Source organism: Bartonella sp. CL435QHHD, from assembly GCF_042195095.1.
Taxonomy (GTDB): Bacteria; Pseudomonadota; Alphaproteobacteria; order Rhizobiales; family Rhizobiaceae; genus Bartonella.
Genome location: NZ_JBHINS010000058.1, coordinates 1 through 1,324, shown reverse-complemented (window position 1 = coordinate 1,324; position 1,324 = coordinate 1). Strand labels below are relative to the sequence as shown.

General features: G+C 42.4%; 1 protein-coding gene and 1 pseudogene. Both read left to right on the top strand.

What is annotated here, in order from left to right; translation table 11 throughout:
• Positions 1–876, top strand: an 876-nt coding sequence (locus ACFILH_RS03455) for a phage tail protein (RefSeq protein WP_375667366.1), incomplete at its 5' end; no start/stop codon positions are given.
• 7 nt (positions 877–883) lie between these two features.
• Positions 884–1,324, top strand: a pseudogene (locus ACFILH_RS03450) (phage tail protein); the annotation flags it as partial.

The window sequence follows — 1,324 nt, the reverse complement described above, 5'->3', positions numbered from 1 at the left end:
TTATCCGATACGAGTGGTGTGATTGAAAGCACTTTTACGGTTGATGCTGAACAGCAGACGACGTTGATAAGACTTCAAAGCAAATCGCAATTTTTAGAGTATAAGAATGGGATATCAGTTTGTTTTAAAGCGAAGGGCAAGAATGTTGGGGCGACAACAATTGCCTTGAATGATTTAGCCGCTAAACCTGTTTATAAGGCGACGGAATTAGGCATTCGTGCATTATCTGGAGGCGAGCTTCAAAGGGGATGTATTTATAGCTTGGTTTATAGGGATCATGCTTGGCATGTTTTAAATCCTACGCCTCTCTCTTTATCACAAGAACCGGTTATTCCCATTTATCCGACAGGGACGATAGGGATTTTTGGAATGCAAGTTTTGCCAGATGGCTGGTTACCCTGTGATGGGAAGGCTTATTTGCGCAGTGATTATCCTGCTCTTTATGAAGCGATAGGGATAAGGTGGGGAGGCGCTGATAGTTGGACGAAATTTAATGTTCCCGATTTGCGTGGTGTTTTTTTACGAGGTGTTGATGATGACCGCGAGATAGACCGCTTTCGTTATTTTGGCACTTTACAAAATGACGCTATGAGAAAGCATGATCATAGTGGTCAATCCTTTACGATTTTGAATGATGAAAATCAGGAAGAGAGTTGGTATGGTGATTTGACGATCATCTGGGGATATGTGTTGAATGAACAGCAAAGGTTGAAACTTGCCGAACGTTTGGGTGTAAGGGCAGAGGATATACGTGTGCACCATAAGCTCGCCTTTCCCCATTCCCACCTTCACATGCGTGATGTTGCATTGGCAAGTTCAGGTATAAGTGAGACGCGTCCGATTAATATAAGTGTTGTATTTGGAATCAAGACGTGAGGTTTAGATGTCCACGATTTATGATTGGTCTTTAACGGCATCTGAGAATGGTGGTGCTGATGCTTTAATTAATTGGTCAGAGGGACAGCACCCTAACACGGTTAATATTAGCGCTTGTTTTATGATGCAACGGGTGCGTGAATATTTATCGGATGCGGGCGGCGTACTTGAAGGGATTGTGACGGTTGATAATAACCAAAAGACGAGCGTGATAAGGCTTCTAAGCCAATCGGCATTTTTAGAATATAAGAATGGGATATCAGTTTGTTTTAAAGCGAAGGGCAAGAATGTTGGGGCGACAACAATTGCTTTAAATAATTTAGCTGGCAAACCCGTTTATAAGGCGACAGAAACCGGTTTATTAGCTTTATCGGGAGGAGAGATACAAGATGGCTGTCTTTATACGCTTGTGTATGATGAAGATATAACCGGTTGGCAAGTTCTCAAC